Genomic DNA, 24,268 nt, shown 5'->3' with positions numbered 1-24,268 from the left:
AGCTATGTGTGGAAATAATATTAAAAAAAGGCTGCCTCAATATTGAAGCAGCCTTTTTATTTTTAATAAAGCATTTCTAAGACAATAACGTCGTTACTGCTGTCATTCATTACTCTGAGAAGTGTACAACCGTACGGATACTTTCGCCTTTGTGCATCAAGTCAAATGCTTCGTTGACGTCTTCTATTGGCATCGTATGAGTGATGAAGTCTTGTAAAGGAATCTCGCCTGCTAGATAGCGCTCGACATAACCTGGTAGCTCTGTGCGACCTTTTACACCACCAAATGCGGAACCCTTCCAGACTCGACCAGTCACTAACTGGAATGGACGGGTTGAGATTTCTTGTCCAGCACCAGCGACACCGATGATGACTGACTCGCCCCAACCTTTATGGCAGCACTCTAGCGCTGAACGCATAACATCGACATTACCGATACATTCAAATGAATAATCAACACCGCCATCGGTTAGCTCAACGATAACTTCTTGAATCGGCTTGTCGTAATCTTTCGGATTGATGCAGTCGGTTGCCCCTAGCTTTTTGGCCAATTCAAACTTGCTTTCATTGATATCAATCGCAATGATACGGCTGGCTTTTGCCATGGCAGCACCGATGACCGCTGACAGACCAATACCGCCCAGACCAAAGATAGCCACTGTAGCGCCCTCTTCGACTTTTGCAGTATTCATGACTGCGCCCATGCCAGTAGTCACACCGCAACCAAGCAAGCAAACTTCTTGTAATGGCGCTTCTTTATTGACTTTAGCCAAAGAAATCTCTGGTAAAACCGTGTACTCAGAGAAAGTTGAGCAACCCATATAATGATAGATAGGCTCGCCATCTTTATAGAAACGTGTGGTGCCATCTGGCATTAAGCCTTTGCCTTGAGTCTCGCGCACTGCCGAGCAAAGATTGGTTTTTCCTGAGCGGCACATTTTACAGACGCCGCATTCTGCCGTATATAACGGAATGACATGGTCACCGACCTGAACGCTGGTCACGCCTTCGCCAACTTGCTCAACGATACCGCCACCTTCATGACCCAAGATCGCAGGGAACACACCTTCTGGGTCTTCACCAGATAAGGTAAAAGCGTCTGTGTGACACACACCACTGGCAACGATTTTGACCAATACTTCACCTTTGCGTGGCAGCATGACGTCCACTTCTTCGATAGATAGCGGCTGCTTTGGACCCCACGCGATGGCGGCTTTTGATTTAATAAATTTATCGGACATAAAAATCTCTCTTTTTAATTGATTGTTTTTTATAGGTAATGACATAACAGTTTTACGATTAGTGAAAACATTCTAGTCACTTGCTAACGCATTTTATGGCTTCTGGCGTTTACTATATCTATAGTTAAAACAAATAAAGATAGACTGAGCTTATCTTGCCTGCCCTCTATAGGCAAGCATCGATGACAGTAAAACACCATCTGTTTACATTGATACTAACCATTATATTTATTTCTGAGCGGATAACAATATGCTATATTTGCAAATATCTTTTACATATTGGTAATAATCATGCGCTGGGAAGGAATTAGTGAGTTTGTCTATGTCGCAGAATATGAGAGCTTTACACGTGGTGCAAAAGAGCTGGGTATCTCGACTGCACAAGTCAGCCGCCAGATCAGCGCGTTAGAGAAACGTTTAAACATAAAGCTGCTCTATCGAACCACGCGCAAGGTCTCACTGACTGAAGAAGGCCGTGTATTCTATCAGCATTGCCGCAGTGTGCTCGATGGTTTGGATGCCGCTGAGCAAGCCGTAAGCAACTTACAATCAAAGCCCCAAGGCAGGATAAAACTAACAGCGCCCGTTACTTATGGTGAGCAGCAGTTATTACCACTGATCAATGATTTTATGATGCAGTATCACGATATCGAAGTGACTGCCTTTTTGAGTAATCAGAAAATTGATTTGATTGAAGGGGGTTATGATTTGGCCATTCGTATTGGCAAATTGCATGACTCGACGATGATGGCAAAAAAACTTAGCCTGCGTACTAACTTTGTCTGCGCGGCACCCTCTTATCTAAAAAAACACGGCATACCGCACCAACTGAGTGATTTAAGTCAACATAATTGCCTACTAGGTACTCGTGACTACTGGCATTTTATAGATACTGCTAAAGCAAAAGAGAACCGTAATACTCATGGTAAGACAGACAATCAACAAGTAAGTGTAGAAAGGAACCTGCGTGTCTCTGGTACGGTGCAATATAACAGCGGCTATAGTTTGGTCGATGCTGCGCTAAAAGGTCTAGGTATCGTACAGCTACCTGATTATTATGTGCAAAAGTATTTAGCATCTGGTGAGTTGGTCAGTTTACTTGATGATTATAGAGAGCCCGAAGAAAGCATTTGGGCCATTTATCCGCATAACCGTCATTTATCACCAAAGATTAGGCTACTCGTAGATTATCTGGCAGAACATTTGGTTTAACGTTCTGTTAAGACGTATTGCAATCACAAACCTGATTACGCACAATGAATATTCGATGTTGCTCATTATAGTTAGGACTGACCATACTACAGACAACTTATAGGTGTAATTATGATTAAAATCGTCTCTATCGCTGCCCTAGCAGTGGCCGTTTCCTCTTGTGCCAGTATCGATACGCTGCTGGATAAAACCAATAGCACTGGTGCTATGACAGACACAACAACCTCTATCAATGCCGAAAAAGGCTTGGTGACCATGCAAAGTAATCACTCCGTCCAAGATACCGCAGACAATCTGGTTTCAGTTATCAAAAGCAAGGGTATGAAAGTATTTGCGCGAGTCGATCATCAGAAAAATGCACAGAGTGCCGACTTATCATTGAGACCAACGCAAGTCGTTATGTTTGGCAACCCTAAGGCAGGTACGCCATTAATGAACTGTGAGCAAACTGTTGCCATTGATTTGCCGCAAAAAATCTTGATTAGCGAAGATGCTGATAAAAAAGTATGGCTGTCATACAACAACCCTGACTACCTCAAGACACGCCACAATATTAAAGGTTGCGATACTGAGATTGCTAATATCTCAAAAGCACTTAACGCAATCAGTACTGCAGCAATAGCAAAATAATGTGCTCGATATAGTTTAGTAAATAAGTGAAATGTGGAGCGGAAGTATTACTTATTTACTTAAAAATCCCTCATATCAAGAATGACTAGATTGCTCTATCTGGTCATTCAACTCTACTTTTAACTTCTTTGCGCACTCGATAATCTTTTTTCTATCGGCAGGAATAGCACCTTGTGCAATAGCGATTTCACGCATTTGAACCGTGATATCATAATGAGGATAGCTGGCGTTACGATGAAATAGACGCGCATCCACATCAATAAACGCCGCAAAGTCATGCAGCTCTTGCAAGCTATCTGCCAGCATATGACACCACTTATGGCCTTTGAATTTTATCTGCACAAAATCTACATATATCGCCATATAACCACCTCTCTACTTATTCACAAATTCGCTTATCTATTTTTTAATTAGCTCAAAACACCTTAGCAACTTAATAACACTATCACCAAAAACCTTTATAACAATGCACGTACATCTTTTTTAAGTTGTTTGAGTCGTTCTTGATACTCGCTATGACTGCTATCAAATGTACTCAGTCGTCCATAGCGTAACTGACGGTAGTTTTGTCTAATTTCAATAAGCTTTGTCTGAATAACGATTGGGTCACTACTATCTGTTAGTTGACTCGTAGCAGAGTGAGTATTGTCACCCTGACGGCTATCAATAGCCGATGCCAAGCGTCCCAACCAAGCTAGCTGCCCTTCGTTATCATTGCGGGCTAATAATTTATCATGCTTGGCAACACGTTTTGAGAGCTGAGCAAGAGGCAAGTCTGCTGGGTGCCAGCGTTTGCGGCGGCGATACCAAATGACAAATATTAAGATAGCCATAACGGAAACCGCACTGGTGGCTAACCAAGTGATTTGCTGCATGATTGAGCTGATATTGAACCATTTGAGTAGCGAGTCTGCCTGTTTGTCTTGGTCATAGCCGACTACGTCTTTTTGCCAGTAATAGCTCGCTTGGTCTGATAGTCGGCGTAGCGTTTGTAGCATCTGATACTGCTGATAGCTGATTTGTGCACTGGCACCATTGCCAAACATAGCCGCCCCTTGCTGTTGGGTCATCGTATTCATACCTTGCTCTACTCGCTCAGGCGCCACAAAGGCTGTCGGATCCACACGTACCCAGCCTTGACCCTCAAGCCAAACCTCAGTCCATGCATGCGCATCCATTTGCCGCACTTCCCATACGTTACCATTGCGACTTGGCTCACCGCCTTGATAGCCGGCTACTACTCGTGCAGGAATGCCAGCGGCGCGTAGCATAAAGGTAAAGCTTGACGAATAATGCTCACAGAACCCTGCTTTGGTTTCAAATAAAAACTCGTCAATCCGATTGGTATTTAGCCGTGGTGGCGACAACGTATAGCGAAAATCTGTTCGATTGATCCATTGCTCAATAGCAGCTATGTAGCGCAAAGGGTCTGAACCTGACTGCTCAAATAATTGCTTAGCAAGCGCACGCGATTGAGGGTTACCTTCGTTAGGCAAAGCAAGGTTCTCACGTCTTGATGCCTCTGTCAGAACCGGATCAATACGCATCTGTGCAAACTGCAACACATCATAGCGAAGCTGCTGCGTAACAGGTTGATCCTTTGATAAGGTAAATTCAGAGGTAGTATTGATATCTGGCTGCTGAGAGAACGGATAATCAAGACCAAAGAGCCAGTTTTGCTGAGTGGGTTCTAAGATAACCTTGTAATTGACAGGTGCCGCTCTTGATTCGTCAGGTACAGTAGCAAAAGCATTCTGAATCCATGCAGGTGCTTGCAGTCTCGACGACCATTGATCCTTTTGGGAAGCTGGGCGCCATGTGACACCATCGAAATCACTAAATACCAAACCGCGCCAATACAGCTGTTGTTGCGGTGGGCGCTCATCAGCAAACTCTACCCGAAAGGCTAGCTCAGTCGACTGCCCTAAATTGGCAAAATCACCAGGAGACATGCTATCAGAGACACCTGTGGTTGCTTGCTGACCGGAGAGCTGTACGGACCACAGCGGTGGCAGTCTCGGAAAAAACAAAAATAGCACCACCAATAATGGTAACGCGCCAACCCCTAACACACCCAATGTCCGCAAGCGTCCATCACCGTTAGCATTGCTATCATCATTAAGCGCAATAAATGCTAGCAATACAATGACTGCCCCAACGATCACTTCTAAAGTAGTCAGTAAACCTTGGTCCATCAAAAACAATGCCGCAAGCACGAACAATGATAAATTCAAAACCACATAGGCATCACGGCGCTTATATAGCTCCCACAGTTTACTAACTAGGCATAATACTAAAAATGCCACACCCATATCGAGCCCAAATGCTGTATTGTAGGTTAGCCACAGACCTAATAGCCCCAGCAGAAAGCCTAGCATTTGTATACCTTGATAAATACGTTTTAGGTGCGATAGTTTTTTGAATTTAGCTTTGATATAAGGCAATTGAGCGGCGATACTGACGGCGGCAAATCCTATCAGCCATAATGGTAAATGTGCGGCATGCGGTAACACAACGACGACTTGGGCAATTAATACCCAATAATAAGCTGGCAGTGCAAATAATTTACGATACCATTTAGCGTCATTTCGCTCAGGTCGAATTGAGACCTTTTGACCTAAAGCCAACTGCTCAAAGCTTGCCGTTTTTGTAGCATCGACCATAGAATACTCTGTGGACAGTGTATCAACATCAGCAGAAGATAAGCGTTTAGAATTGGTCATGGTGCTTTCGCAAGCCTTAGCAAGCATGCTTGCGCAAAGGATTCTCCGTTACCCATCTCCGTAGTAGCAGGAGTATCACTAGGTAAACGCATTTGAAACGGCACGCCTAGCTGACCTAGCGTCAATGCCCCATAAGCCAATTGTGCAAGTTTTTGCTCGTGATGTGCAGCTGGCATATCTGCATAATCAAGCGTTTGCTCATGACTGACCGGATCAGCGAAGTGCTTGGTCAGCATACCTTGTCCCCGCGCTACATGCCCCCAAGAGACTCGGGCCAATGACTCACCCTCGACATAGTTATCTAATCGCTCAAAGTCGTCCTGACCCTGTCTATACTGCCCACCTGTTGGTAAATCCTCTAAGCTTGCAATTGCATATTTTGCTTGCCAGTCAAAAACTTCAGGTTTTGGATATACCCAAGCCGTACGCGCAAAGTATACGTAAGACCATGCACGCATGATACCTAGAGGATAAACTGTTTTTATTTTTAACCGCGGCAGTTCAAGCTGACCACGAGTATTGGTTTGAATAGGAAGTCGAATGACTTGCTCGCCTTGTAATCGCGTGATAAGCACTGAACTTTGCGCATTTATGCCATTTTTGGTTTTCTTATTGGCTAACTGTTCAAATTCAAATAGCAACTGGCGCCTTGGTTGGCGACTATCACTATTCAACTGTAGTGTAACCCAAACAGGCGAGCCTGCTTCTGTCAGAGTAACTTCTAGCAAACGCACTTGCAGACCAGATATATGAGCAAAAGTAACATGAAAACTAATTAGCCAAATACTGACCAGATAAAAGCACAAACCAAGCACCAAATTGTTGCCATAGTTGATACCCGCGATAAAGGTAATTACTAACAATACGGCGAATAGCATTCCTTCACGACTAAAGAAAATATAGACATTGCGCAAATTAAGCGTAGCACTGTCACTCTTAGGTGCGCGCGCGGCAAACCAGCGACTCAGAGCTGATTTTATTGGTGCGGTTAAGGCCTTTGGCAATAAGCTCATGACTACCCTATTATTACCATCTGATTGACAATGTTGTCGGTATTTGTATTTATATTTGACTGACAAGCAAACTCACGAATAGAACGATATAGTTGATTCAGGACAATTCGAATACAAGAAAAGCGAGCGAAAATACCGTAAATAGTGAACTGGGTGACTTTGATATTTTTTCTAAGTTATATAGCGTTGACTACGTGTAGAACTATGGTTCACCGATGCAGTTAATCAATACGGTTAAACAGCATATCAGCTGCTAGGCGACGACTGACACTTCTGCTAGAATGCGTTGGGCGATGGTTTTTGTTGCTTGACCACTAGTCACATGCGCAGGTACAAATCGTTGACCGAGGCGATGATCAGTGACCGCAGCAAACACCGCTTGGATATCTTCAGGGGTCACTTCCATATATCCCGATACATAGGCATGCGCTTGGGCAGCACGTTGTAGTGACAACACGCCGCGAGGCGATAAGCCATGATACTCTTGGCTTGCACGAGTTTTTGCAACCAGTCTCTGCAAATAATCCAGTACTGTATCTGCTACATAAACTTGCCTAACAGCGTGCTGAGCCAGTAGTACAGCTTCAGTATCAAGCACCGTATTCAAATCTTTGAGTAGCTCGCGACGGTCTTTACCTTTTAGCAGTTCACGCTCTGCGGCAGGCGATGGATAACCCAATGACAAACATAATAAAAATCTGTCCAACTGCGACTCTGGGAGCGGATAGACACCTGCTTGTTGCAATGGATTTTGGGTGGCAATGACAAAGAACGGTTGCGGCAAAGGATAAGTCTGGCCATCTTGCGTGACTTGGCGCTCTTCCATCGCTTCAAGTAACGCACTCTGCGTTTTGGGACTGGAACGGTTGATTTCATCAGCAAGTAATAACTGTGTAAAGATAGGTCCCGGACGAAACTCAAATTGCTGTTTACTTTGGTCGTAGATGCTCATACCTAAAATATCAGCAGGCAACATATCATTGGTAAATTGCACTCGGCTAAAGCTCAAACCTAACAACTGTGCCAAGCCCTGTGCCAAAGTCGTCTTACCCATACCAGGCAAGTCCTGCAATAACAAATGACCGCCTGCCAAGATACAACTGAGTGCTAGCCTAACTGCTTGCGGCTTGTCCAATACAATCTGATTTAATTGCGCTAACAGCTGTGCAATTTTCTGCTGATTGTGTTGAAAATCAGCCGTACTAGGGATGGACTGGCTAAGCGGATTCGCTGTTCTCTGAGAGATGGATAATGATCTATCGTTAGCTGCATGGGTCATAGTAGGTTGTTGGCTCATTTTTTAGGTCATAACGATGATAAGTCAGTTCACATCATCTGTAACGGTTGGTGCAGCGGCACGGAGCGTAGATAAATAAGCAATGATATCGGCACGCTCTTTCGCATCTGGCATCGGGTCAGACAGCATTTTGGAGTCTGGCATGGCTTTTTGGGCATCTGCAATATATGGATCGAGTGTCTCTGCATCCCATACCCAACCTGAATCTTCTAACCCTTTACTGTAGGTATAGTCTTTTAACTCGGCAGCCGGCGCACCATATATATTCATTAATTGTGGGCCCTTTTTATTCAGACCTGCATTACGTTGGTGACATTGACCGCAAGCATCTTTATAGATTATTGAGCCGTTGTCCGCATCGCCACCGGTATATAAGGGCAGGGTCACAGGAGCACGGTGGTCAGGTGGCGTTTTCTCACAAGCTGCGAGCAACAGAACAGCAGCCAACAGGCTGCTTAGTTGATATCTACTGATAAGGGACATTTTTAGCAATCTTTGATTAAGGAATATCATCGCTATAACATAAACGATATGATGTACTGGCCTTTTAACTCGCTACCTTTATTGTGCTACTAGGCTCTTCTAAATAATACCCTTGTAAATAGCGTGCGCCCACACTCCAAGCGACCGACATCGTGGCTGCATCTTCGATATAAGGCATGAGTACATCGACTTTAATGTCACTAGTACGCGTAATAAGAGACTTAACCGTTTCTAGATTTTCTGCTGCACCAATATCTTGGATATAGCTACGTGCCAAGCGTACCATATCAGGCTGGACAAAATTGGCAATTTCAATAGATTTGACAGAAGAGCCAAAATTATTAATACCTATTTGACAGTTAACATCATTAAGCGCAGAAAATTGAGATTTCGCGACGGTTAAGTGATCAGAGATATCTATTTCATTGAACTGGAGTGTCAATACACCAGCTGCGCCGCCTACCGCTTTTATTAATTGGCTGGCCACTATCGGCAGTTTTTTATCAACCAATGAAGCATTGGTTAACTGTACTAATAACTTAGCCTCAGGATGAACTTTACGGACGTCATTGATTTTTTTACAGGCATTGATAAGCACCCATCGATCAATCTTTTCTAACAGTTGATGTTTTTTAGCCACCGCCATAAATTGATCAGGGGTTAATACCGTATTGTCAGCATCTGACAGCGGTAACCGTAGATACACTTCAAAGAAGTCGCTACGATCGTTATTGATGTCGTATATTGGCTGAAATGATAGATCAAAACGGTTATTAGTAATGGCATCCACTAATGACTCAGCAAGCGCATGATCATCGCTATTGGCATGTTCGCTTGGGTCATATATACGGTAAGACCCACCACTATTAGAAGTCTCTACCATGATTTGGCTGATAGCATCCATGGCGCGTTCTAATATAATGACAGGCTCTACAGGATTTTTTTCAATTTTGACAATAGCAATGCTAACTGTTGTATTGGTTGTACGCTTATCAACTTCGATAAACATACCCTTTATAGACGAACCGATATGCGCAGCAAATTCTTCAAGATCGCTCGTCGTCTTGTTTTTTACTAAAATCGTGAATGCGGTATCGCTGAAACGGCTTACATGCCCATCAGGTACTAGCTCAGTCAACGTATGGGCAACTTGCTTGACCGTTGCATCTATTCCTTGTAGACCTAAGCTACTTCTGATCTTACCTACATTATCAACCTGCACATACAGCAGGGCTGCAGTTATTAGTCCTTGCGTCGCCTGCTGATGTATTGCTATCATCTGATCTTCAAAACCGCGACGATTATCTAGGCCAGTTAAATTATCTTTACGTTCAGCTTCAGCTAAACGCTTAGCAACCTCCGCACTATTATTACTATTCTGCTGAATAATAATCTGAATGACTGGCTCGCCCTCTAGCGTGGCTGATGCTAGTTGTAGCTTTGCTTCAAAAGTGCTGCCATCTGTCCGTACACTTTCAAAGTTAAACTCAACGTCTTTGCGACTGCCTTTGTCAAACTGACGTAAAAACTGTTTAAACCCTTGAACATTATCTCTACCTGAAATCAGGTCAATAATAGGTACGCCTACCACTTCATTCATCGATTTAAAGCCGAATAGCTGAAGATAAGGCTCATTAGCAAATATATGAATACCCTCGTCTATATAAGCGACCGCGCTCTTAGAGTTCTTAATCAATACATTAGCACGCTGTTCTGCTTCAGAAAGTACTTGACGTAAAGTTTTTAGCTCACGACGACTGCGCAAACTACTATGCTGTAGACAAATAGCCATTACCACTGGCATTTCTTGATCCATTTCAAGCGCTTTGATCATCGTGCCGCTAATCACAGTCGGTAGCTCATACTCATTGTAGGCCGTCGACGCTACCTCTTCACTCATTAAACAGATCATCGGCAGATCGATATTTTGTTCTTGTACGAGGCTTACTACATCTGTAAAGCTCATATTATATGCCTGACCAAATACCAAAACATCCCATGGTTGTCGCAAGAGTTTCAGCAGCTCTTCTTTATCGTCCAAAAACCCCAAATTCACACTATCATAATAAGGACTCAATAACTGAACAAGACGTTCAGCATAGAGCTGATCATCATTGATCACTAATAAATTTAAAAGAGATTGAGAGCGCATAAGAAGCCTTTTAATCGTACGTATTGTTATCTTTTATTTTGTTACTTCACATCTTTATTTAAAGCTAACCTAGCATAAGCATATAAAAAACATTAGCGTTAAAGTTCCATGAATATTATCAGTGTGGACTGTAATGATTGTTTTATTACCAGAAATACAATAAAAATCAGAGTAACAATATTTATCATTATAGACAATAATTTTGCTAATTGCAGATTAACTTCCAACCCTTACCCGCTACTATATTACTGTAAAAACTCTTATAGTTTTTCCCTAATGGCCCGAGATACATATCATTTATAAACGCGCCTAAACCCTATAACTGCGCTACCTCATATTGACTAAACTCCTCAGTCATCATCAGCCTACGTCCCAATCGTAAGGAGGTTTGTTTATTGCCAATACGCATGATAACTCTATCATCAGTTTGAAAGTAAGAAGGTGGCACTATCAACGTGCCAGTAGTGTTCAGCTTTTCATCTTTTCCAAGGATAAATGCTGGTACAAAATGTCGACTTCGTTTTTGATTACCTTCCAAACGTAGTCCACATGCCACAATTTTATGCCCAAGTACTTGCCATTCCACTTCTGGATTTTTAGTATCGACATTAAACCAGCGTACCACCCCTATTGACCAATCAGGTTGTTCTGTATTTTCAGAGCCATAGACCAAAATCAGGCTCATGATGTGTAAGGGCTGCGGTGCTGTCATAGAAAGGTCAAGAACAGTTTTTTCTATACTAGGTCCTTCTTGATTGAGAATATTCTTGTCGACAACATTCTTATTGAACTCATCATTTTTTGGTAACAAATGCAGTGTGCGATATGCTGAAGAACTGTCATGGTCATCAAATGTCTCAATATTTATGATGCTACTGCGGCCACGCTCGTTATCAAATGTATCGTATAAAGGCCTATCTTCTTCTCGTAGATGTTTGATAGCGATTAGATTGGCGAAAGTTTTTGAATGACCTACATGGTAGTGTATATCGTTAAAATTGGTGATTAATTTTGCCTGCTGTTTGCTAGTATATTTGGTTGGCGAGGTAAGTGGCGGCTGCAAATAGCGATAGCTGATGGTCATCGAAATAGCATTAAGCAGACTATATTCTGCTGTGTTGCCTTCATCGATAAAGGCTTTTTTACGTGACTCAAAATATTCAACTATCGGTGTCAATTCTATAAATAGACAGTCATGACGATCTTCATATGGGTTGATATGAGAGTTGACGGTCAGATAGCTTGGTGGATTACTACTATGAAGATCAACAAAAACCTTTGTCTCGGTGGCAGGCTCCATTGTCGCGACCATGTGTTTAGCCCAGTCAGGCAATAGACGCTGTACGAGTAAGATATTCGGGCGCCTCATAGCACGCAAATTTAACAAGTGATGCAAACAAATTTGGCAATATAGCTGATGGATACTGTTTGTTTGGTTCGTGACAGTATGTAGACTTAAATCCATATCAGCTACTTTTCTCTGATGAGCCAGATAATATAACTGATTGACTTTAGACCACAGGTAATTTGATGGCTTTCGATAGCACAGTGTTTCTTCTGCTAATAGTTTTTGGTATCTTAATAGTGATTGATAAATCGCAATAGCAAGCGTGCTATCAGGTTTAGTCTCAGCACCAAAAAAACGCTGCCAACCTTTACCAGAAGATTGGTTTAGGGAGGCTTCTGACAACTGCGTCTCACGACGTATGACTTTGTCGTAAACCATGATAATTAAATAATGTAGCGATTGCATTTGATCGATATAAGATATCTGATCCTGACTAAGCGCGCCTGTCTCATAGATATAGTGCTGCCTAAAAGCTGCAATCAGTCGGTCTGAGGCATCAATGACTGTTGTCATTAATTTGAGACGCTGTTGTTCATCCATATTGGATTCACGTAATACTGTCAGTAGGCTCTCTAAATGCTCTGTTTGCTGCTCTTGGGTAAGCGTAGGTAGCGTTGCCAACATCTTTAACAAGTAACGCTCTTGACCATTTACTGAGCGATTAGATAGCGGAGGTAGTGGCTCTGTAGAATCTAAATGCTCTTGAAGCATTGATAACGTTATCATCAGTATCTTTACTCTCTATTAGTCACTCTGAGGCAATCAGTAATATGCAGCAGTACAAATACATGTATGGCATAAAAAATATTTGTGAAGCTCGACTATAGAAAAGTGATGATATCTATTTATTGTGAGCCTAAATCTAGCAGTACGCTCTGACAATACCTATATACTGTCAGAATCTTACATCTAAAATTGTATACTTTTAAGTTAGCTTACTTACTTACATACAGACAGACAGACAGACAGACAGACAGACAGACAGACAGACAGACAGCCTATATTCTGTTCCAATCATATATCTATTTGTACTTATAAAAAAGCATAAATCCTAGTTTTTAGTTTTTAGTTTTGAAAGATACTATCCGCATCTTTTTTAAAAGCCGCTCTTTGTTTACTAAATAAGTTAATATAGTGCCCTACATTAGCCATTGCTGTAAATATCAATCGGCACTTTAAAAGGCCTATTCGGTAACTCTCTGACCAACTTAGGGACGAGATAACCTGGCAATGATGCTAACAATGACCAATAAAGCTCAATCGCTGCTTGCTCACTACTATCGAAATGCGCCGCGCCAGCCACTTTGTCCAACACATGCAAGTAATATGGTAGCACGCCAGAAGTAAACAAACGCTGACTAAGCTGCACTTGCGCGTCCAGAGTATCGTTGACACCGTTTAACAACACGGCTTGGTTTAATAGCGTAATCCCAGCTGCTCTCGCACGTTGCAAATATTCAGCGGTTGGTGCATCTAGCTCATTGGCATGATTACAATGAATGACCATGACAATATGACAGCGACTTTGAGATAACCTTTCTAACAATGCAGAATCCAAGCGTGCAGGTATCACCAAGGGCAAACGCGTATGCAAGCGAATGGTAGTAATCTGCGGAAGAGACTCCAAAGTATCTAACCATGAAAACAATCGTCGATTGGTCACATTTAGTGGGTCACCACCACTCAAAATTACCTCATTGACCTCAGGATTTGCATTAATATAATTGATGATATTTTCTTTTGCATCAGCAGTAGGCATGTTGGCACTATAGTCAAAATGCTGGCGAAAGCAGTAACGGCAATGAATAGCACACGCACCCGTAATCGTTAACAACACTCTCGACTGATATTTATGGAGCAAGCCTTTTACAGGGTTTTGAGTGTTTTCGCTTAGCGGATCTGCTACGTAGCCTGTGACGTTGATTTGTTCTTGCTGATCTGGCAACACTTGTTTAAGCAGGGGATCATTACGGTCGCCAATAGCCATTTTTGCCACAAAGCCACGCGGCACACGCAGTTCAAAATGCTTAGGTACGTAAACTTCTGCACGCATTGATTCAAGCTGTAAGATACTCAATAGCTCATCAACAGATGTAATAGCTTCCGATAATTGCGTTTGCCAGTTTTTTTGTGTGATTAAATGGTTTATCATGACAGCCTATTACCTGTGCCCAAAATCCGATATTATACGCCCTTAGTGTCTAGCCTATCAAAGTATCCTCGTTAATCCGTAAATACTTGGCATAACAGAAAATTTTGGTACAGTCAGCCCTATGTCTTACTATTATATTTACAACCCCTAGGAGTTTCTTGTGGCAAGTTTTTCTACTAATGAATTTAAAGCTGGTCTAAAAGTGATGCTTGATGGCAACCCTTGTGCCATTCTTGAAAACGAGTTTGTCAAACCTGGTAAAGGTCAAGCCTTTAACCGTGTTAAGTTGCGCAATCTTCGTAGTGGTAAAGTACTGGAACAAACTTTCAAGTCAGGTGACAGCCTAGAAGCTGCTGATGTGATGGACACTGAAATGAACTATCTATACAACGATGGCGAGTTTTGGCACTTTATGCATCCTGAGAGCTTTGAGCAGATTCAAGCGGACAAAAACGCAATGAGTGACTCAATCAAGTGGTTAAAAGAAAACAGCAATGCTCTATGTACCATTACGTTATTTAATGGCGCTCCTCTGTCAGTCACGCCGCCTAACTTCGTTGAGTTAGAAATCACAGAAACAGATCCTGGCGTACGCGGCGATACTTCAGGCGGTGGTGGCAAACCTGCTAAATTAGAGACAGGTGCCGTTGTACGTGTACCATTGTTTGTGCAACAAGGTGAAGTGGTACGTGTTGATACGCGTACTGGCGACTACCAAACTCGCGTGAACTAATATCGCTCTAAACATGACTGGTAGTTGATATTTATTTATATCTTTATCATTAATAAAAAAGCTTAACCACCATATAGGCGGTTAAGCTTTTTTTATATTTATCGATCATGGTTAATCGAAATGTTAATCAAGGGCACTGATACTAATATTTAGCAAATCACTCTTCTTCCAATGATTGCTTTTGTATCAGCCAATACTGTACTAAGGCATTCAACTGCTCTTGCTTAAACGGTTTGGTACAATAGTCCTGCATACCAACTTTCAGATATTTCTCCCGCTCGCCGTCCATTGCATTTGCAGTCAAGGCAATAATAGGCGGTAGTACTTGAGGATCATACAATTCATGCAATTTGATAGTTGCCTGCACACCGTCCATGATCGGCATATGATGATCCATTAATATCACATCATAACGTTCAGGAAATAAAGCAAAAGCCTCAATTGCTTGCTGACCATCCGTAACATGAGTCACGGTATGACCACTGTTAGTTAGTGCTTTTTTGGCAATAATCGCATTAACAGTATCATCTTCAACCAACAATATATGACCAGCTCGCTCGTGACTAGGTTCGATCATCGTCATATCGTTAGAGTCTTGCCATGTCTCATACTTGTCTTCATCAATAGTAGTTAACGGCAATAAGACACTAAAAGTGGTACCAATCCCTACTTCACTGCTCACATGAATATGACCACCCATTAAATCGACTAGTGATTTGCAAACAGAAAGTCCAAGCCCAGTGCCACCATAAAGACGATGGGTAAACTTATTTGCTTGATCATAAGCATCAAATATCGCTTCTAACGATTCTGGCTTAATGCCGACCCCTGTATCTTTAACTTCTATACACAAAGTCATATTTTGACTAGTTTTATCGCCTTCTGTTTTGTTTGCTTCTTTCTCTTGGCTCGTACTCACGAATTTTTCATCAATGTTATCTGGGCAGTAGCAATTGTCCATATGTTTGACATCGATACTTACTTGACCACCTTCACGAGTAAACTTAATCGCGTTATTGACTAAATTTGCGATAATCTGTTTAAGCCGTACAGAATCCCCTTTAACATAGGGCGATAATGTTTCAGTATAATGATAATCTAACGTCAAGCCTTTTTGGCGCGCCTTTATAGCAAACAAACTGACGACTTCATTACATAAGCTAGATAAATTTAATGGAATAGAATCTATCGTCATTTTTCCAGACTCGACTTTCGATAAGTCCAAAATACCATTAATGATGACCATCAAATGTTCATTAGAAACCTTAATATTGTCAACGTATTCTCGCTGTTCATCACTAAGATCGGTATCACCTAACATATCTACCATACCGATAATTCCATTCATCGGTGTACGAATCTCATGACTCATATTAGCCAAAAAGCTCGATTTCATTTCATTAGCGTGCTTTGCATCACGTTGCTTATCCTGCAACTGCAAAGCATCAGCTGCCATTTTTGCAAACTCTACTAATATCGCTGACTGCTGCTCACTAAAATTATAATTAGGCTTCGTATCCATAAGACATAAAGTTCCTAGGCGGTAATTCTTATTGTCCTCATACAAAATAATAGGTGCCCCAATGTAGGATCGTAAATATGGGAAACCTGTGACCATAGGGTTCTGGCTAAAACGACTGTCGTTCCATGTATCTGGTACTATCAATACTTCATTAGACAATATTGTATAATTACAGAAAGCAGTATCACGTGGTCCTTTGGTTATACTCTCAGGCGCATCTTCAAATGTGCAAGCTGGTTTTAGATATTGGGTGTCCTCATCCATAAAGGTAATCGTAACTACTGGTACATCAAAGAACAGCTTTGCCAGCGCGACTAGCCGCTCGAATGCAGGCTCATCATCTTCGTTGAGTACCTGATACTTTCTGAGCTTGTTAATACGCTCTGATTCATCTACTGCTACAGGGTAGCTTTGCTTTGGCGAGTTAGACATAGACAAGGTAAACTCCATTAAATAATATCAGACGCATTAGTTACGACTCGTCTGTCTTATTAATAATTGTAATGCTTCACTCACCATAATCATCGCCACCACTGACGTAACGACCACTGCTGAGCCATAACCACCGCACTGTAGGCCACCTGTCTGACAGCTCTTATCTACAATTGGCGGCTCTGTCGAATAGACACATTTGATACCAAATTTTTCTTTTAAAGCACTGTTAATGCCTTTCTCGTGGCGTAACTTGTTGCGTAACTTGGCAAGTAGTGGATCTTGATAACAGTCACGCAAATCACTTACTCTAATCTGACTTGGATCTATCTTACCACCTGCACCGCCCGCACAGACCAACTTTAGTTTATTAAAGCGACAGTGTAAAGCAATTGCTAATTTAGCATTCATATCGTCTACACAATCTAAAATAACAATCGGTCTCCCCTGAGCATTGGCAGATTTAACCGCTTCACGACTTGGTAGAAGTGTGGCGACATTATCTACTGTCAAAAAGTCATCGATTAAATTTAACGTTACTGTGGGATTAATTTCTCTAATACGAGTTGCCATTGCTTCAATTTTACTTTGTCCAAATGTACTGTCCAATGCAGGCAGTTGGCGATTGACATTAGACGCAACCAATACGTCCAAATCAATCAGCGTAATCGTTCCCACTGCTGTCCGAGCCAGCGCCTCTGCTGCCCAAGAGCCCACCCCTCCTACACCAATAATATAGACATGAGCTGCCGAAAAAGTATCAACCGCTGAGGTACCATATAGTGTCCGTGTACCTTGAAAACGACGATCGTACTGCTCATCTTGTTGGTTCAATCCGTCTTGTACAAAGCTGTCTTCGACGGATTCTGGTTGTTCAAATTGTCGCGTGTCACTCATAACAGATCAAATTCTCTTTTCAAATATTTTGGTTGTCATTTAGTTGGCTAGTACTTTTTAGCGTCTAATTACAGCTATGCTTTTCTTATAAGTAGCATAGTTACACTGAATAAGCCCAGTCTACTTTCAGAGCATCACAGCTATTGTGCCATAACTGCTTAGCAAGTTTATCATGTGGTATTTCTAATAGCTCACTCAAAATTGCCAATACCCATGGTAGATTGGCTGGTACATTCCTATTATGTGAATCAGGGTCATCCGTTGTCTGACACATAATAGGTGTCATATCTGGACAATCCGTCTCAATGACCAAGCATTCGATGCCATGACTCTCAACTGCTACTTGAATAGCACGGCGCAGTTTTTTGGCATTCGGATTGGTTATCTGACCCGTAACACCAAGCTTAAACCCCAATTTTACAAAAGCCTTCGCCTCTTGTTCGCCACCGCTAAAGCTATGGGCAATACCGCCTAATTTATGCGCATCGTATTTATGCGCTTTTAATATTGCGAGCGCTTCAGCATGCGCTTTACGAATATGTAGCATCACTGGCAGATTGTGGGCCACTGCTATATCCAACTGCGCCGCAAAGAACCTTTTTTGTTTAGCAAATACATCAGGCTGCTTCATTGCATTGGTAAAAGAGTCTAACCCAATCTCACCAATAGCTAATGGACGTTGCTCTATCAGCATTTGTTCAAGTTGTATTAAATGATCATCGGTATGTTGCTCAATATAAAATGGGTGTAAGCCTAGCGCGACATGGGCTGTAACATTGCATTTATCTTGATTATTTGCCTTGGTCGCAGACGATTGTGACAATTCATTGATAAAATCTTGAGTATCATACATTCGATCAAAATACTTATATAAATAACCTACTAGCACTAAGTGACGAATACCTTGACTATAAGCCTGCTCTACCTGTTGTCTGCGATCATTGTCGAACACTGGAGCATCAAAATGTGTATGCGTATCTATAAGAGGATAGACATTTTCTAAAACTTCTCTAGCGTTTGTTCTCTCAGCCATGGTCGCTGATTTGTTGCCACACATCAATAAACTCCAAAACTGACTTTTCAGAACATAGAATTGAGTAATAAACACTAAGCAATTTTTACTATATAAGCAATTTTATATAAAAATACTTATATAGACGCATTATTGAGCTTCTATTTTTTAATTACTAGCTTCTATTTACTAGCTGCATTTTCATAAGCATCGTCAAGATCACTACCCTCAGATACGGTATTATGGTTATTTACTATCTTCGTATTGTCCTTTCGACTACTGCGTCTAGGGATGAGCAATAGCGCAGTAGCAGCCACACTCAGTAAAAACAACTTCTTTGTATTCTTATAATTTGTCATCTTAGTTTCTGATTTACTGTGGTGAAAAGCCAGATACGTAACTCATTATTCTATTAGTAACCAATATACCCAAATATAAAAGCAGCTATGTTTATCTGTGTTATGAATACGCAAGCTAATGTACGATGTAACTATTATCTATCACATCGTACATTAATTTATATTAGTTGAATCATATTAACCGTTATATATACGGCCAATATTTTAACGATTAAGAGGATAGGTCGTGATACCGCTATTAGGACTATCTACTCTCGTAAAACCTTGCGAAGTAGATTTTGGCGCTTGATCACGTTTAGGGATAAGGGGATTTAGCGGCATGAGCTCGTAATCTGCACTGACATTACCATTCCAACCTTCAGTGCCGCTCAATGGTAGTTGCTTAATCGTACCGTTTTTATCAATGACCAACTGCAACACTCGCATTTGATTGAACTTGCGTTCAGTCACACTCGCTACCGCGCCGCCATCACGTAAAATAGTCGGCTGTAAAAAGATAATCAAATTGCTCTTTTGGGTGCTGTCGTTGTCAGAACGAAAGAGTCTACCGATAACAGGAACATTACCCAGTCCAGGAACTTTCTGCTGACGTGTGGTGGTGTTGTCACGCATCAGGCCGCCCAAGGCAATCGTCTGCTGATCATCCGCTAGAATGGTCGTATTAATAAGGCTTTTATTGGTAATTAGCCCACTGGCATTACCCGTACTACCTGGTACCACTGACGAGACTTCTTGCGACACTTCTAATCGTACTGTGCCATTGTCACCAATATGAGGAATGACATTCAGATTAATACCAATGTCTTGACGATCAATTGTCTGAAATGGGTTGTTTGAATTGTTGCCACTGGTGGTAAAAGAACCCGTGACAAAGGGTACGTTTTGACCAACTAAGATACTGGCTTTTTCATTATCCAATGTCAAAATCGATGGCATGGACAATAGATTAGCACTGGTAGATGAGTCAAGCGCCTGTAAAATAGCGCCATAAAACTCTGTATTGCCCTGACTGTCTTTACGACTGTCTCCAATGCCTATCAATGCACCTGCGATAGAGCTGGCAGCAGCGCTAATACCTGCCGTACTCGTCCCTGCTAGAGCGGCAGCCGCAAGCGTCGTAGCGCTGGCTCCCACATTGTTAAAGTTGACCACTCCATAGCCACTGTTGGCATTACCTAGCGCCCATTGAACGCCTAGCTGAGTGGCATCATCGCCTGACACCTCAACAATGGCAGCTTGAATCAATACTTGTGCGCGGCGACTGTCTAATTGGTTGACCGCATCTTCAATCTCGAACATTAACTCAGGTGCGGCATTGACGATAACGGCATTTTGAGTTTCGTCAGCGATAATACTAAACGGACGACCGCCCACTCCTGTGCTTGTTCCACTTGTGCTGCTAGTCGACACAGCAGCTGTACTGCTACCTAGGCTATCGCTAGCTGCATTATTAATTACGGCGCCTGTGCTACTTACATCATTTAATGACGCTGATTCTAACGTCGAGGTCGCGCCAGCACTATTGATAGATTGATTAGCGAGCAAGCCGCGTAACATATCGGCGATATGACCAGCACTAGCATACTTTAAACGAAAGACACGGAGACCACTTAAACGTCTGGTCGGCGTAGTATCTAATTGATTGACCATTTCTTGGACTTTAGCAATCATTTCAGGACTGCCCTTGACCAACAGTCTATCGCTCGACGTATCAGCAATCACCTTTAGCTGATTGTTGCCACCTTGAGCTTGTCCACTACCCGCACTTGAGACTAAGGCGCTAATCAACTCCATCATACGTTCGGCATCGACGTGGCGTAGCGGTATCACTTGCAAACTGTCATTCACATTGCTGTCTAAATCACGGATAAGAGCTGTCAGTTGGTTAAGGCTGTCTGCTCTATCGGACAATACTAGCGCATTGACACCAGGTACAGCGGCCGCGTGAGCCGACTGCGGCATCAATGGGCGAATAACACCTAATACTTCTGCAGCTTGGGTGTTGGTCAAATAAATAACTCGAGTGGCAAGCGACTCTCCAACACTATCACCGCGTAAATCAACCGCCACGCCAGATTGCTTAGCGATATTATCTGGCACCAGTTTTGTCGTCGTTCCCGACTCAATCGCAGCAATACCATTCACCTGCATCACGCTCAGAAATAACTGATAAATCTCATCACGGGACAGGGCTTTATTGGAGATGACTGTAACATTGCCATTGATACGTGGATCAAGCACAAAGTTTTGATCTGTAATGGTCGCGACCTCATTAATAAAAGCTTTGATATCAGCGTCTTGCAAATTGACTTTCCAGCTCTCAGCATTGGCAAGACCAACACCAGCAGTCCATAATGGTACTGCTAGACAAAGTGGACGACACAGGCGCATCAAACGCTGCAGGCTACAGTACAAAGGCGTGACTGAAAAATTCTGAAAACTTACCATATTGATGATTACCTACAGTGATATTGCTTACTATGTGCTGAGTTTTTAAGGAGCAATTTTGCTAAAAACCTACCTTGCTAGAACTGCTGGCGAATCGTAATAACTTGCTCACCACGTTGAACCTCTATCTGCGCTTCACCTGCTTGCTGTACTTGCTGAAGTACACCAGCATCTTGCGCTGGGTTATTACCTACGCTCTGTCCGTTGACGGTCAGTACCTTATCACCTGGCTCAAGCCCTAAACGATTACGTAGGCCAGCAGGCATCGCCGCTGTGACTTGGTAGCTCTCGCCCGATGCCATCACCCCCATTCTACTTAGATAACTGGCAGGGTTTTCTTGCAAGGCCGTAACCGCTTCTTCGATAGCCGACTGTGGACTTTTTGAAGTGTCTGCGCCAGTTGTCCCTTCTGCCTCAGGAACAGCGTTTTGTACTGGCTGGGGCCCTGTCGGCAACATGCTATTGTTTGGCAAACGCTGATTACTTATTCCGCTTGCTAGCATATTACTTTGGTCTAATGGCATTGCCTCTGGCATTTTAATAACGGTTTCTTTATCGTTAGCATCAGCGATGATAACTGAATTCCAGTCAACAGCCACGAGCGTATAATCGCTGTCCTTTAGCTCATCACCGATGCGGTAATTTTTGACTTCCCCATTAACATTCAATAAGGCGGAAGACATGCTCTCAGGTATGGCTAGTAGGACACCTTTGAGCTCAATTTTGGGAGGTGGTTGCACAGCTGCGGTAACAGGATCGGGATCAGCAAAGATTGCAAATAAGCCACTATAATCGTTGGTAGATTTGGCATTATTCTGTAGAGGCGCTAAAGGCAATGCAGGTGCTAAAGGCGCTGCTAGCAGTAGCCATAAAAGACGGGCGGCTGTCCAGCATAGCCAAGCAATGGCTAACAACAATAGCCAACTTGAAAAGCGATTGAGAGTATTGATAACAGGTTTTAGGCTTGCGGCGATATTAAGCATTTAGTTCGCCCCCAAACCAGCTAACAATGGCTGGCGCACACTGACAACTGGCGTATCTTGAGGGGCTTGTCCTTTATACTCAGGCATATTCTCTAGCAAGCGCTGCGTCAAACTGACATCGAGCATATTATCGCTGTCGAGATACAGATCTCCCAAACGCTTATCTTGATTATTCAGCAAATTAATATGCAGCAGATCTCTATTGTTTTTCTGCTCTGTACTAAGCTCAGCTCTTAGAGCAGGCATCGTAATATAAAAAACTTTGCCACCACTAGGATAGCCTACCTCACCACCAACCCAAGTCAATTGACCATCCGCTGTACTAAATCCGCCAGCGTCTTTAGCAGGCTCACTACTAGATGCGTCACTTTTACCAGACTGGCGCGTTAGCGATACATTATTTACCTGAATAGGGGTATTTGGCAGCTGCCAGTTGACCACACTCGCTAGCGTCTCAGGTGCAATTTTCCCACTCATCTCGTCAACTTGCCATGAGTTCAGACCAAGTTTAACTTGCCCATTCAGACGTGTCTGTGATGAGTGGATATTAACATCCGCACCTAGCTTACCTATGAGTAGCTGCCAAGGCTGCCATGACCATTCCGCCATACCTGTAAGCGACGTCGATGACATAGGCAATTGCCAAATGGCAGCACCTTGCCATAAATTGCCAGATACATGTTGGACATAAGGCGTATCTGGCGCGTATTTCTCAAGTAACCATGCTGCTGGCATTTGCAACACAGCAAATAGCGCAAACAATATAAACCCAACTAGCCACCAGAGCTTACGGGGACGTTTATGAGAAAACTCAGATACTTGGGCCACAGTCGTACAACTCTTATATAAGACAAAAACGTCATTATCATAACAAACAATGGCATATAGATGACAGAAAAAAAGCCAGTATCTTTTTGCCAAAATACTGGCAGTAAAGATACTGGCTTTTATTTTCTGAAAAACAGCTCTATCTATCGCTAAATGGTTGTAAATAAACCATTATCAATAGCAATTTCAAGCTGGCTCACAGAAAGGCATTTTATAAGAAAACAGCTAATTAAATAGCAAAATCTTCGATATCACGACCTGCTGCTAGCGCTTCAACCAACCATGTTGGCTTACGGCCACGGCCAGTCCAAGTTTCACTATGATTATCAGTATTGCGATATTTAATACTGCGTTTTTTCTCTAACTTTTCACCAGCTTTCAGTATCTCTTCAATCGTTGCATTGCTATCTTCTGCAATCTGCTCGAACTGCATATAGGCATCATACAAACGTTGATGTTGTTTTTTAGCGATAAGTTGTTGAGCGTTTTCAGTGATAGCACGTAACTCATCTACGTTCAAATTTTCTAAATCAATTGCGTTATTTTTGCTCATAATAAATCCAACTATAAAATAAGAGTGTGGCCTCTATTGAGGTATTGTTTTTCGTGAAAACATGCGGAGAACAAATCGTTCATTAGCCATTAAACCTATGTATAAAATATAATTAATTCTAAAGAATATTTAATTTCTAATGGCATCTCGAACAATCTATTATAAATAGAAGATACATAGCAACAGATGCTCATTGTATCTATTTTAAATAAAATTAGTTTTAGATAAATTTAAACACACAAGTCATCATT

20 protein-coding genes are annotated in these 24,268 nt (G+C 42.3%); 3 read left to right on the top strand and 17 right to left on the bottom strand.

What is annotated here, in order from left to right:
* Window positions 1-109: 109 nt before the first annotated feature.
* A complete protein-coding gene (locus tag QL886_RS12270) occupies window positions 110-1,240 on the bottom strand; it encodes an S-(hydroxymethyl)glutathione dehydrogenase/class III alcohol dehydrogenase (RefSeq protein WP_261862992.1) in 1,131 nt (376 codons plus the stop codon).
* A gap of 291 nt (window positions 1,241-1,531) precedes the next feature.
* On the opposite strand from QL886_RS12270, the gene QL886_RS12265 reads away from it, so the two are divergent.
* Both QL886_RS12265 and QL886_RS12260 read left to right on the top strand, forming a co-directional pair.
* Window positions 1,532-2,452, top strand: coding sequence for a LysR family transcriptional regulator (locus tag QL886_RS12265; RefSeq protein WP_290178926.1), 921 nt, complete (start codon window positions 1,532-1,534; stop codon window positions 2,450-2,452).
* A 111-nt stretch (window positions 2,453-2,563) separates the two neighbouring features.
* Window positions 2,564-3,082: a DUF302 domain-containing protein gene (locus QL886_RS12260; RefSeq protein WP_290178925.1), complete on the top strand. Its 519-nt coding sequence runs from the start codon at window positions 2,564-2,566 to the stop codon at window positions 3,080-3,082.
* Between the two features lie 75 nt (window positions 3,083-3,157).
* On the opposite strand, the gene QL886_RS12255 is transcribed toward QL886_RS12260, so the two are convergent.
* The 8 genes from QL886_RS12255 to epmB form a co-directional block, all read right to left on the bottom strand.
* On the bottom strand, window positions 3,158-3,445 hold the full coding sequence (locus tag QL886_RS12255) for a DUF4031 domain-containing protein (protein WP_057761296.1): 288 nt from the start codon (window positions 3,443-3,445) through the stop codon (window positions 3,158-3,160).
* A 95-nt stretch (window positions 3,446-3,540) separates the two neighbouring features.
* Window positions 3,541-5,805: a DUF3488 and transglutaminase-like domain-containing protein gene (locus tag QL886_RS12250; protein WP_290178924.1), complete on the bottom strand. Its 2,265-nt coding sequence runs from the start codon at window positions 5,803-5,805 to the stop codon at window positions 3,541-3,543.
* On the bottom strand, window positions 5,802-6,818 hold the full coding sequence (locus tag QL886_RS12245; protein ID WP_290178923.1) for a DUF58 domain-containing protein: 1,017 nt from the start codon (window positions 6,816-6,818) through the stop codon (window positions 5,802-5,804). The genes QL886_RS12250 and QL886_RS12245 overlap by 4 nt, the downstream gene beginning before the upstream one ends.
* Window positions 6,819-7,071: 253 nt before the next feature.
* Window positions 7,072-8,115, bottom strand: a complete 1,044-nt coding sequence (locus QL886_RS12240) for a MoxR family ATPase (protein ID WP_290178922.1) — start codon at window positions 8,113-8,115, stop codon at window positions 7,072-7,074.
* Window positions 8,116-8,139: 24 nt separating this feature from the next.
* Window positions 8,140-8,598: a c-type cytochrome gene (locus QL886_RS12235; protein WP_290178921.1), complete on the bottom strand. Its 459-nt coding sequence runs from the start codon at window positions 8,596-8,598 to the stop codon at window positions 8,140-8,142.
* 64 nt (window positions 8,599-8,662) lie between these two features.
* Window positions 8,663-10,750, bottom strand: coding sequence for a GGDEF domain-containing phosphodiesterase (locus QL886_RS12230; protein ID WP_290178920.1), 2,088 nt, complete (start codon window positions 10,748-10,750; stop codon window positions 8,663-8,665).
* Window positions 10,751-11,066: 316 nt separating this feature from the next.
* The gene (locus tag QL886_RS12225; RefSeq protein ID WP_290178919.1) at window positions 11,067-12,824 is read right to left on the bottom strand and encodes a hypothetical protein; all 1,758 of its coding nucleotides are present in this window, start codon (window positions 12,822-12,824) and stop codon (window positions 11,067-11,069) included.
* Window positions 12,825-13,242: 418 nt separating this feature from the next.
* Window positions 13,243-14,250 (bottom strand): EF-P beta-lysylation protein EpmB, encoded by a 1,008-nt coding sequence (epmB, locus tag QL886_RS12220; RefSeq protein WP_290178917.1) that lies wholly within the window; start codon window positions 14,248-14,250, stop codon window positions 13,243-13,245.
* 160 nt (window positions 14,251-14,410) lie between these two features.
* On the opposite strand from epmB, the gene efp reads away from it, so the two are divergent.
* Window positions 14,411-14,983, top strand: a complete 573-nt coding sequence (efp, locus tag QL886_RS12215) for an elongation factor P (RefSeq protein ID WP_057761310.1) — start codon at window positions 14,411-14,413, stop codon at window positions 14,981-14,983.
* Between the two features lie 157 nt (window positions 14,984-15,140).
* On the opposite strand, the gene QL886_RS12210 is transcribed toward efp, so the two are convergent.
* The 8 genes from QL886_RS12210 to QL886_RS12175 all read right to left on the bottom strand — a co-directional run bounded on the left by QL886_RS12210 (window position 15,141) and on the right by QL886_RS12175 (window position 24,017).
* Window positions 15,141-16,937, bottom strand: coding sequence for an ATP-binding protein (locus QL886_RS12210; RefSeq protein WP_290178915.1), 1,797 nt, complete (start codon window positions 16,935-16,937; stop codon window positions 15,141-15,143).
* A gap of 36 nt (window positions 16,938-16,973) precedes the next feature.
* Window positions 16,974-17,834 carry a tRNA threonylcarbamoyladenosine dehydratase gene (locus QL886_RS12205; RefSeq protein WP_290178914.1) on the bottom strand — a complete coding sequence of 287 codons (861 nt, stop codon included), beginning with the start codon at window positions 17,832-17,834 and terminating at the stop codon, window positions 16,974-16,976.
* A 100-nt stretch (window positions 17,835-17,934) separates the two neighbouring features.
* Window positions 17,935-18,867, bottom strand: a complete 933-nt coding sequence (locus QL886_RS12200; protein ID WP_290178964.1) for a TatD family hydrolase — start codon at window positions 18,865-18,867, stop codon at window positions 17,935-17,937.
* Window positions 18,868-19,028: 161 nt separating this feature from the next.
* The gene (locus QL886_RS12195) at window positions 19,029-19,205 is read right to left on the bottom strand and encodes a hypothetical protein (RefSeq protein WP_290178912.1); all 177 of its coding nucleotides are present in this window, start codon (window positions 19,203-19,205) and stop codon (window positions 19,029-19,031) included.
* Between the two features lie 204 nt (window positions 19,206-19,409).
* Entirely contained in the window at window positions 19,410-21,653 is a 2,244-nt protein-coding gene (gene gspD, locus QL886_RS12190) for a type II secretion system secretin GspD (protein ID WP_290178911.1), read from the bottom strand.
* A 77-nt stretch (window positions 21,654-21,730) separates the two neighbouring features.
* The gene (locus QL886_RS12185; protein ID WP_290178910.1) at window positions 21,731-22,636 is read right to left on the bottom strand and encodes a type II secretion system protein N; all 906 of its coding nucleotides are present in this window, start codon (window positions 22,634-22,636) and stop codon (window positions 21,731-21,733) included.
* On the bottom strand, window positions 22,637-23,464 hold the full coding sequence (gene gspN, locus QL886_RS12180; RefSeq protein ID WP_290178908.1) for a type II secretion system protein N: 828 nt from the start codon (window positions 23,462-23,464) through the stop codon (window positions 22,637-22,639).
* 229 nt (window positions 23,465-23,693) lie between these two features.
* Window positions 23,694-24,017 carry an H-NS histone family protein gene (locus QL886_RS12175; RefSeq protein ID WP_290178907.1) on the bottom strand — a complete coding sequence of 108 codons (324 nt, stop codon included), beginning with the start codon at window positions 24,015-24,017 and terminating at the stop codon, window positions 23,694-23,696.
* Window positions 24,018-24,268: the final 251 nt, after the last annotated feature.

Origin of the sequence: Psychrobacter sp. APC 3281, from assembly GCF_030407815.1 — a bacterium.
Taxonomy (GTDB): Bacteria; Pseudomonadota; Gammaproteobacteria; order Pseudomonadales; family Moraxellaceae; genus Psychrobacter.
The sequence above is the reverse complement of the archived record's forward strand: the minus strand, read 5'-3'. Positions and strand labels throughout refer to the sequence as shown.

Coding starts and splice junctions, on each gene's coding strand:
- QL886_RS12250 (WP_290178924.1), bottom strand. CDS start 5,805: ATGACCAATTCTAAACGCTTATCTTCTGCTGATGTTGATACACTGTCC.
- QL886_RS12200 (WP_290178964.1), bottom strand. CDS start 18,867: ATGGCTGAGAGAACAAACGCTAGAGAAGTTTTAGAAAATGTCTATCCT.
- QL886_RS12265 (WP_290178926.1), top strand. CDS start 1,532: ATGCGCTGGGAAGGAATTAGTGAGTTTGTCTATGTCGCAGAATATGAG.
- QL886_RS12205 (WP_290178914.1), bottom strand. CDS start 17,834: ATGAGTGACACGCGACAATTTGAACAACCAGAATCCGTCGAAGACAGC.
- QL886_RS12230 (WP_290178920.1), bottom strand. CDS start 10,750: ATGCGCTCTCAATCTCTTTTAAATTTATTAGTGATCAATGATGATCAG.
- QL886_RS12175 (WP_290178907.1), bottom strand. CDS start 24,017: ATGAGCAAAAATAACGCAATTGATTTAGAAAATTTGAACGTAGATGAG.
- QL886_RS12185 (WP_290178910.1), bottom strand. CDS start 22,636: ATGCTTAATATCGCCGCAAGCCTAAAACCTGTTATCAATACTCTCAAT.
- QL886_RS12245 (WP_290178923.1), bottom strand. CDS start 6,818: ATGAGCTTATTGCCAAAGGCCTTAACCGCACCAATAAAATCAGCTCTG.
- QL886_RS12210 (WP_290178915.1), bottom strand. CDS start 16,937: ATGTCTAACTCGCCAAAGCAAAGCTACCCTGTAGCAGTAGATGAATCA.
- gspD (WP_290178911.1), bottom strand. CDS start 21,653: ATGGTAAGTTTTCAGAATTTTTCAGTCACGCCTTTGTACTGTAGCCTG.
- epmB (WP_290178917.1), bottom strand. CDS start 14,250: ATGATAAACCATTTAATCACACAAAAAAACTGGCAAACGCAATTATCG.
- QL886_RS12225 (WP_290178919.1), bottom strand. CDS start 12,824: ATGATAACGTTATCAATGCTTCAAGAGCATTTAGATTCTACAGAGCCA.
- QL886_RS12240 (WP_290178922.1), bottom strand. CDS start 8,115: ATGAGCCAACAACCTACTATGACCCATGCAGCTAACGATAGATCATTA.
- QL886_RS12260 (WP_290178925.1), top strand. CDS start 2,564: ATGATTAAAATCGTCTCTATCGCTGCCCTAGCAGTGGCCGTTTCCTCT.
- QL886_RS12195 (WP_290178912.1), bottom strand. CDS start 19,205: ATGACAAATTATAAGAATACAAAGAAGTTGTTTTTACTGAGTGTGGCT.
- QL886_RS12255 (WP_057761296.1), bottom strand. CDS start 3,445: ATGGCGATATATGTAGATTTTGTGCAGATAAAATTCAAAGGCCATAAG.
- QL886_RS12235 (WP_290178921.1), bottom strand. CDS start 8,598: ATGTCCCTTATCAGTAGATATCAACTAAGCAGCCTGTTGGCTGCTGTT.
- QL886_RS12270 (WP_261862992.1), bottom strand. CDS start 1,240: ATGTCCGATAAATTTATTAAATCAAAAGCCGCCATCGCGTGGGGTCCA.